10 protein-coding genes are annotated in these 7,661 nt (G+C 67.0%); 6 read left to right on the forward strand and 4 right to left on the reverse strand.

The annotated features are described in order from the left end of the window. The first annotated feature begins 16 nt into the window (after positions 1-16). The 3 genes from LC092_RS12030 to LC092_RS12040 all read left to right on the forward strand — a co-directional run bounded on the left by LC092_RS12030 (position 17) and on the right by LC092_RS12040 (position 2,419). Positions 17-1,237: an argininosuccinate synthase gene (locus LC092_RS12030; RefSeq protein WP_224806769.1), complete on the forward strand. Its 1,221-nt coding sequence runs from the start codon at positions 17-19 to the stop codon at positions 1,235-1,237. Positions 1,238-1,239: 2 nt separating this feature from the next. Further along, a complete protein-coding gene (locus LC092_RS12035; RefSeq protein ID WP_224806770.1) occupies positions 1,240-1,938 on the forward strand; it encodes a hypothetical protein in 699 nt (232 codons plus the stop codon). Between the two features lie 82 nt (positions 1,939-2,020). Continuing rightward, the gene (locus tag LC092_RS12040) at positions 2,021-2,419 is read left to right on the forward strand and encodes a VOC family protein (RefSeq protein WP_224806771.1); all 399 of its coding nucleotides are present in this window, start codon (positions 2,021-2,023) and stop codon (positions 2,417-2,419) included. On the opposite strand, the gene LC092_RS12045 is transcribed toward LC092_RS12040, so the two are convergent. From LC092_RS12045 to LC092_RS12060, 4 genes are all read right to left on the reverse strand, one after another. Next, complete coding sequence (locus LC092_RS12045) at positions 2,368-3,045, reverse strand: AraC family transcriptional regulator (RefSeq protein WP_224806772.1); 678 nt, start codon at positions 3,043-3,045, stop codon at positions 2,368-2,370. The two genes, LC092_RS12040 and LC092_RS12045, sit on opposite strands and share 52 nt — an antisense overlap. Before the next feature lie 18 nt (positions 3,046-3,063). Then, a complete protein-coding gene (locus LC092_RS12050) occupies positions 3,064-3,969 on the reverse strand; it encodes a polyprenyl synthetase family protein (protein ID WP_224806773.1) in 906 nt (301 codons plus the stop codon). Positions 3,970-4,089: 120 nt separating this feature from the next. Beyond that, complete coding sequence (locus LC092_RS12055; protein ID WP_224806774.1) at positions 4,090-4,617, reverse strand: carboxymuconolactone decarboxylase family protein; 528 nt, start codon at positions 4,615-4,617, stop codon at positions 4,090-4,092. Positions 4,618-4,688: 71 nt separating this feature from the next. Continuing rightward, positions 4,689-5,240: a peroxiredoxin gene (locus tag LC092_RS12060; protein ID WP_224806775.1), complete on the reverse strand. Its 552-nt coding sequence runs from the start codon at positions 5,238-5,240 to the stop codon at positions 4,689-4,691. Positions 5,241-5,489: 249 nt separating this feature from the next. Between LC092_RS12060 and LC092_RS12065 the strand changes: the two genes are divergently transcribed. The 3 genes from LC092_RS12065 to rpmF all read left to right on the forward strand — a co-directional run bounded on the left by LC092_RS12065 (position 5,490) and on the right by rpmF (position 7,493). Next, on the forward strand, positions 5,490-6,419 hold the full coding sequence (locus tag LC092_RS12065) for a hydrogen peroxide-inducible genes activator (RefSeq protein WP_224806776.1): 930 nt from the start codon (positions 5,490-5,492) through the stop codon (positions 6,417-6,419). Next, positions 6,416-7,147 (forward strand): monofunctional biosynthetic peptidoglycan transglycosylase, encoded by a 732-nt coding sequence (mtgA, locus tag LC092_RS12070; RefSeq protein WP_224806777.1) that lies wholly within the window; start codon positions 6,416-6,418, stop codon positions 7,145-7,147. Before LC092_RS12065 ends, mtgA begins: the two co-directional genes overlap by 4 nt. Positions 7,148-7,307: 160 nt before the next feature. Continuing rightward, positions 7,308-7,493, forward strand: coding sequence for a 50S ribosomal protein L32 (gene rpmF / locus LC092_RS12075; protein ID WP_224806778.1), 186 nt, complete (start codon positions 7,308-7,310; stop codon positions 7,491-7,493). Positions 7,494-7,661 lie beyond the last annotated feature (168 nt).

Raw genomic sequence — 7,661 nt, forward strand, 5'->3', positions numbered from 1 at the left:
CTGGACAATGGATCTCATGGCACACAAAGATATCAAGAAGGTGGTGCTCGCCTATTCGGGCGGTCTCGACACCTCGATCATCCTGAAATGGCTTCAGACCGAATACGGCTGCGAGGTGGTGACCTTCACCGCCGATCTCGGCCAGGGCGAGGAGCTGGAGCCGGCGCGCAAGAAGGCCGAGATGATGGGGATCAAGGAGATCCACATCGACGACCTGCGCGAGGAGTTCATCCGCGATTTCGTCTTCCCGATGTTCCGCGCCAATGCGGTTTACGAAGGCGTCTATCTGCTCGGCACCTCGATCGCGCGTCCGCTGATCTCCAAGCGGCTGATCGAGATCGCCCATGAGACCGGCGCCGATGCGATTGCCCATGGCGCCACCGGCAAGGGCAACGACCAGGTCCGCTTCGAGCTGGCCGCCTATGCGCTCGATCCCGACATCAAGGTGATCGCGCCCTGGCGCGACTGGACCTTCAAGTCGCGCACCGACCTGATCGACTTCGCCGAGAAGCACCAGATTCCGGTGCCGAAGGACAAGCGCGGCGAGGCGCCCTTCTCGGTCGATGCCAACATGCTGCACTCCTCCTCCGAGGGCAAAGTGCTCGAGGATCCGTGGGAAGAGGCGCCGGAATACGTGCATCAGCGCACCGTCTCGCCGATGGATGCGCCCGATGTCGCCACCGAGATTACCATCGGCTTCGAAAAGGGCGACGCGGTCTCGCTGAACGGCAAGGCGATGTCGCCTGCGACGCTTTTCGCCAAGCTCAACGACTATGGCCGCGACAACGGCATCGGCCGGATCGACCTCGTCGAGAACCGCTTCGTCGGCATGAAGTCGCGCGGCGTCTATGAGACCCCGGGCGGCACCATCCTGCTTGCCGCCCACCGCGCGATGGAATCGATCACGCTCGACCGGGGTGCCGCGCACCTTAAGGACGAGCTGATGCCGCGCTATGCGGAGCTGATCTACAACGGCTTCTGGTTCTCGCCCGAGCGCGACATGCTGCAGGCGGCCATCGACAAGAGCCAGGAAAAGGTCGCCGGGGAGGTTCGCCTCAAGCTCTACAAGGGCAATGTAATCGTCGTCGGCCGCCAGTCGCCCTATTCGCTCTACTCCGAGGAACTCGTCACCTTCGAGGACGACCACGGCGCCTACGACCAGAAGGACGCCGCCGGCTTCATCCGGCTGAACGCCCTGCGCCTGCGCACGCTCGCCAAGCGCGACCGGTCGAAGTAACGATGGCCCCGGCGCGGGAGGGGGAGCGGACGGCCGGTATCGGCGCCGCCCTCGACCGCGCCGGGTTCCGGCTCCTCGGTGGTTTCGCGCCGGAGGCCGAAGACGCCGTGCCCGATATCGCTCCGGGCGGTCCGACCGCCGGCCTGAGGCTGGTCGGCAGTCTGTCGAACGAACTCTTTCCCCTCTTTGACAAAAGCCCTGAGGCATGTGACGGCGCACCCGATCCGCTCGACCGCTACACGCGCCGGGTGCTGACGCCGATTGCCGAGGCCGCGGGCATGGTCCCCGTCTTCGTCTTCGACGGGCCGCCCTATCATCCCTTCCAGCGCTGGGCTTTGCGCGTCGGCGGGGTTTCGCCCTCGCCGATGGGCCTGCTGGCCCATGAGCGCTTCGGGCCGTGGCTCGCTCTCAGGGCCGCCTTCCTGTCGCCTGAGCGGCTGGAGGCGGTTGCGCCCTTCCCAGGTGAGGGGCCTTGTCCATCCTGTGCCGACAGACCGTGCATGTCGGCCTGTCCTGCCGGGGCGCTCGGGCCCGGTGGCTATGACGTGCCGCGCTGTCTCGCCTATCTTTCGGAAAATCCCGAAGCTCCGTGTCACACCGGATGCCTTGCCCGTCGGGCTTGCCCCGTGGGGCGCGCCCATGCGCAAGGGGCGATGGAAGGGGCGTTTCATATGCGGGCCTTTTTCAAGGGTGCCTTTTGAGGCGCGCCTGTCGCAAATCTTCAAGACCGGCGCTGCCCGGGCCGGGTACAGGAACGCACCATCGACCATCGGGAGACTGACCATGAAATTTCGCTACACGATCCTCTATGTCGAGGATGTCGCCCGCACGCTGGCGTTCTACGAGCGCGCCTTCGGGCTGAAGACCGGCTTCCTGCACGAGAGCGGGGATTACGGCGAGCTTGTCACCGGCGAGACGAAGCTCGCCTTTTCCTCGCGTGCCCTGATGACGCAGCTTGGCAAGGCGCCGGCGCGCGCCGAGCCGAAGAGCCCGGTCTTCGAGATTGCCCTGGAGACCGACGACGTCGCGGGCACGCTTGAGCAGGCGCGCGCGGCCGGGGCGTCGGTCTTGCAGGAATTGCGCGAGGAGGACTGGGGCCAGACGACGGCCTATGTGTCGGATCCCGACGGTTATCTCGTGGAGATCTGCTCTCCGGTCGCTGGCACCGCCAGTCCCGACTGAGCGAGCAGGGCGAGGCGCGGTGCATCGCGCTTGAGCCGTGCCGGCGTCGTTCCGAACCACTGGCGGAACGCGCGGGTCATATGCGCCTGGTCGCTATAGCCGGCATCAGCGGCGATTTCGGCCAGGGGCGCCGCCTCGCCAAGCCGCAGGGCGGCCCGCCGTGCCCGCGCAAGGCCGAGCCAGAAGCCGGGTGCGGGCAGTGCATTGTCGCGAAACTGCCTTTGCAGGGTGCGCGGCGTCACCGCCAGACGGCGTGCCAGTTCCGCCGTCGTTGCGTCCGGTCGCGCCTCGATGGCGGCGAAAACCTCCACGGTGGCGGGCGCGCGGGCGCAATGCTCCTCGATCAGGCGTTCGGGGGAAAGGAGGTCCTCCGCCGCTTCCGCGATGCGTGCGAGCAGCCGTGCCGCGTCGATCCGCGTGCCCGGCGCGAGGCGGTAGCCGGTCAGCCTTGTGCCGGGGGCAAAGCCGGTGGACAGCACGGGGCTGCTGTGCAATTCGCTGACGAAACCGGAGGGCTTTGCGCCTGGAGCCTCGACCATGATCAGGTCGCGGCAGCCATCGGGGAGCACGAGGTCGCGGCAGGGCCGCGCGACGGTGTGGTGCCAGACATCGAGGAGGGGCGACATTCCGGCTCCCGGTGCGGCTCAGCGGTCGCGGTTGGCGACGAAGCGGGCAAGCGCCGACAGGTCTGCGGCACCTGTACCGTAGGGCGCCAGCAGGCTTTCCGCCTCGGCGATCTGGCGGTCGAGTTCGGCGCGGGTCCAGTCCACGCCCTTCAGCGCGACCAGCGTCGCCTTTCCCGCGTCCGCGTCCTTGCCGGCCGCCTTGCCAAGCGCCGCACTGTCGCCTTCCACATCCAGCAGGTCGTCGGCGAGCTGGAACGCAAGTCCGACGATCTCGCCGAAGCGGGTGAGCGCCGCGATCCCGTCCGGGTCGGCACCGGCCAGCCGCGCGCCGGTGCGCGCCGCATAGCGAATCAGCGCGCCGGTCTTCATCGCCTGCAACTGGCGAATGTCGCTTTCGGACGTGGGGCGGTGTTCGGCGGCGAGATCCAGCATCTGGCCGCCGGCCATGCCGCCGAGACCGGAGGCCCGGGCAAGTTCCCGGCTGGCGGTCAGGCGGACCTCGGCGGAGGCATGCACCGCAGGATCGGCGACAAGATCGAATGCGAGCGTCAGCAGCGCATCGCCGGCAAGAATGGCGGTGGCCTCGTCGTAGGCCTTGTGCACCGTCGGCCGGCCCCGGCGCATGTCGTCGTCGTCCATGGCGGGCAGGTCGTCGTGAACGAGCGAATAGCAGTGGATGCATTCGAGCGCGGCGCCGGCCAGCACAAGTCCCTCGTCGTCGCGGCCGAACAGGCGGCCGGCGGCGATCAGCAGGCCGGGACGCAGCCGCTTGCCGCCACCGAGGCAGGCATGGCGCATGGCGGCCGTCAGCCGCTCCGGGCGGGCGGTCTCGCCGTCAAGGGGGGCGGTGCCCAGCGCCTGCTCAAGGGCGGCTTCGACGCGCGTGGCGCTGTCGGCCAGACGGCCTGCGGGATCGACGGTCAAGAGAGCCTCCGCGTGTCGGGGCGCGGACGGCGCATCGGTGCGCCGCCCGCGTTCGTGTCGCCGGTCCTCAGTGTCGCGAAACCGCGAAAAGGTCAACCGGGGCGGCGTCCCGGTGAGGCATCACGCCGCGAGGTCGGCCTCGAGCGCCACCGCGGCCGACTGGATGATCGCGGCATAGCGGATCGCGGTCTGGATCTGCTCGCTCGACATCCCGGCCTTGCGCAGCACGTCCTCATGGGCATCGATGCACATGCCGCAGCCGTTGATCGCGGAGACGGCGAGCGACCACAGCTCGAAGTCGGCCTTGTCGACGCCGGGCTTGCCGATGACGTTCATGCGAAGTTTCGCCGGCATCGTCTTGTACTGGGCGTTGGAGGCGAGATGCACGAAGCGATAGTAGATATTGTTCTGCGCCATGATCGTTGCTGCCGCCTTGGCCGCGGCAAGGGCTTCCGGCGCGAGATGCTTTGCTGCCTCGTCGAGCAGTTCCTTGCGCACCGTCGGATTGCGGCTGGCAATGCCGCAGGCGACCATCAGGCCGTATTTCTGCTGGTCGGTGAAGGTCTCGTCGCTGGCCAGCGACGACAGGTTCAGGCGCGTGTCCTTGGCGAAGTCCGGCACGGCAGCCTTGAGGGCATCAATCGACATCAGGTTCGCTCCCTAGCGTAGGAAAGGCCGGAGCGGCACCAAGTGCCGCTCCGGTGGATGTGTGTCGCGGCTCAGGCGGCCAGCGTGTCGCCGCCGACTTCGCGGTTGCACGGGCACAGCTCGTCCGTCTGCAGGGCATCGAGAACGCGCAGCGTGTCCTTCGGGTTACGGCCGACGTTGAGATTGGTCGCATAGATGTGCTGGATGGTGTTCTCGTTGTCGACGATGAAGGTGTAGCGATAGGCGACGCCGTCCGGCGAGCGCACGCCGAGACCGTCGATGAGCGAGCCGTTGGTGTCGGCAAAGGACCAGATCGCGAGCTTGTCGAGATCCGGGTGGTCGCGACGCCATGCGAGCTTGCAGAACTCATTGTCGCTGGAGCCGCCGAGCACGACGCAGTCACGGTCCTCGAAATCGCCTGCAAGGCGGGCGAATTCCGCGATCTCGGTCGGGCAGACGAAGGTGAAGTCCTTGGGATAGAAGAAGATGACCTTCCACTTGCCTTCGAAGCTGTTCTCGGTCAGCGTTTCGAATGCGCTTTCGCCGTTTTCCTCATGATGGTTGAAGCCGGGCTTCACGCCGACGATCTCGAACTCGGGAAGGGTGTCGCCAATGCCGATCATCTGGGTCTCCTGATGGGAAATGCCGCGCGGTCGCGATCGACGGCGCGGACAGGTGGGAAGGAGGGGAGACACCGCGTGTTGTGCGGTGCAATGAGACCGGTTATGCAAACAACCGCCGTTCGGTCAAACCGATAAAAACGATCTCTCCAATCGGAATTTCCGTTTTCGGTCCATGACCTTACGTCAATTTCGAAGTCGCCTTCCCGTCCGGCCAGGATGCCGCCGGCGGGTATCCAACCGGATGGACCGATGCTCCCGACGCTTCGTCAGATGCAGTATTTCGTCGCCCTCGCGGAGCAGCGCAGCTTTGTCCGGGCGGCGGCGGCCTGCCATGTCACGCAATCGACCCTGTCGGCGGGCATCCGGCAGTTCGAAGCCTGTCTCGGTGCGGATCTGATCGATCGTTCCGGCCGCAGGCTGGCGCTGACGGAGGCGGGGCAGAGCGTGCTCGACCGTGCGATCTCGATCCTGCGCGATGCCGAGGATCTCGTCGGCCATGCGCGGGTCGCGCATCAGCCGCTGTCCGGCCGCCTGCGGCTCGGGGTCATTCCCTCCATCGCACCGTTTCTGTTGCCGCGCGCCCTGCCGGGCCTGCGCAAGGCGCATCCGGAGCTGCGCCTGCACCTGCGCGAGGATCTCACGGCGTCGCTGATGGCCTCCCTGCGCGAGGGGCGCCTCGATGCGGCGCTGATCGCCTTTCCCCAGAACGTCGGCGACTGCGACAGCGAGGTGATCGGCGACGACCGGCTGCTGCTGGCCCTGCCGGGCGATCACGCCCTTGCCGCGGGCACGCAGCCGGTCGAGCTGCTGCGCCTGCGCAACGAGCCCTTGCTGTTGCTTGAGGACGGCCATTGCCTGCGCGAGCATGTGCTGCAGGCCTTTGCCGGCGCGGCGCCGCCGGAAGCCGATGATATTCGCGCCTCGTCGATGACGACCCTGGTGCAGATGGTCGACAATGGTCTCGGGATCACGCTCGTGCCCCAGATCGCGGCCGACGCCGGCATTGCCCGCGGCACGCGCCTCGCCATCCTGCCGCTTGCCGGCACCGACGCGACGCGTCAGCTCGGCGTGGTCTGGCGCCGGCGGTCCGTGCATGCCGCCGATGCCAGGGCGCTTGCGGCCTTCCTGCGCCGCTATCTGCTCGCCTGTCGCGACAATGCGGCAGAGGCTGCGGCATGACGCGGGATCGCGGGTCCGGGGGTGGCGACGCGGCGCGCGGCAAGCGGCGCTCGCTCTGGCGCCGGATCCGGCGCTGGCTGCTCTGGGGACTTGCCGTCGTGCTCCTGCTGCCGCCGGTGCTGATCGTCATCTATGCGGTGGTGCCGCCGGTGAGCACCTTGATGCTTGATCGCTACGTGCGGTTCCTGTGGGTCGAGCGCAGCTATGTGCCGCTGGAGGCGATCTCGCCGCATCTGATCCGCTCCGTCGTCGCCTCGGAGGATGCGAAGTTCTGCGAACACGACGGCATCGACTGGGAGGCGCTCGGCAGCCAGATCGAGGCGCTCGGCGAGGGCGAGGACGTGCGCGGCGCCTCGACGATCACGATGCAGGTCGCCAAGAACCTGTTCCTGTGGACCGACCGCAGCTATGTGCGCAAGGCGCTGGAGTTGCCGCTCGCGCTGCTCATCGACGCGATGCTGAGCAAGAAGCGGATACTCGAAATCTATCTCAATGTCGCGGAATGGGGTGAGGGGATCTTCGGCGCGGAGGCCGCCGCCCAGGCCTGGTTCGGCAAGACGGCGCTTGCGCTCGGGCGCCGGGAAGCGTCCCGGCTTGCGACGGCCTTGCCGGCGCCGCTTGCCCGCAATCCGGCGAGCCCCGGTCCCGGACACGCGCGCCTGGCGCGGGTGAACCGGGCGCGGGCCGCCGATATCGGCCCGCATCTCGGCTGCCTGCCCGGATTTTGAGCGCCGTGAGGATGCGAATTCGTCAAAAAATTCCCGTTTCGGGCTGGCAAAGCGGCCAAAGGTTCTGTATAAGCCCGCCATTCCTGCACACCGTGTGGACCCACGCCCCGGGCTGACCCGGTCCGGGTTCGCTGGATATTGCACGACGGAGAGAACAAGAATGGCCGTTCCGAAGAGAAAAACATCGCGCATGAAGCGCGGCGCACGGCGCTCCGCGGACGCCCTGGCGCAGCCGACCTATGTCGAGGACAAGGATTCGGGCGAATTGCGCCGCCCGCATCACGTCGATCTCAAGACCGGCATGTACCGGGGACGTCAGATCCTGGCGCCGAAGAACGACGCCTGATCGAAGCGGACCGCTTTGACGCGTTAAAGAGCCGGCGTTTTCGCGCCGGCTCAGACTGCTGACAAACCCGTCGATTTCGGCGGGTTTGTTTTTTTCAGTTTTGGTTCTGAGGTTTTGAGCGGTTTTTGTTCAGGGTTAGGTTGGTCCAGCCACCTCAGGCTGGGGCTT

Origin of the sequence: Stappia stellulata, assembly GCF_020176715.1 — a bacterium.
Lineage (GTDB): Bacteria > Pseudomonadota > Alphaproteobacteria > Rhizobiales > Stappiaceae > Stappia.